Origin of the sequence: Pseudomonas sp. Fl4BN1, from assembly GCF_009908285.1 — a bacterium.
GTDB lineage: Bacteria > Pseudomonadota > Gammaproteobacteria > Pseudomonadales > Pseudomonadaceae > Aquipseudomonas.
In genome coordinates, this window is record NZ_JAAARM010000140.1 from 1 (window position 1) to 395 (window position 395).

Here is a 395-nt window from a genome sequence, read left to right on the forward strand (position 1 = left end):
CCTTGCGGATGTAGATGTAGCCGCGTCGCGCGCCTACTGCGTGTGCGGCAATCGCAGTGGCCTCAATGAGGCGAAACGGATCGTCCTCCAGCAGGAACCGATCAGAGAACGCGCCCGGGTCACCTTCGTCGGCATTCACGACCACATACTTGGTTTCGGCGCATGCGCTGGCAACGGCTTGCCATTTGATGCCTGCGGGGAATGCGGCGCCGCCTCGCCCTCGCAATCGGGACGCCGCCACCATGTTCACCAACGCTTGTGGCGCCATCCGTCGAGCTTTCTCGAGCGCTGCCCCGCCGCTGCAATAGGTCGGCAGATCGCGCACGCCACCGCGCAGCACGTTGCCCAACAACACGGCTCGGCTCGCATGTTCGCCCACGTGCGGTCGAATATCG

General features: G+C 64.6%; 1 pseudogene. It reads right to left on the reverse strand.

What is annotated here, in order from left to right:
* Positions 1 to 355, reverse strand: a pseudogene (locus GV818_RS33950) (hypothetical protein); the annotation flags it as partial.
* Positions 356 to 395 lie beyond the last annotated feature (40 nt).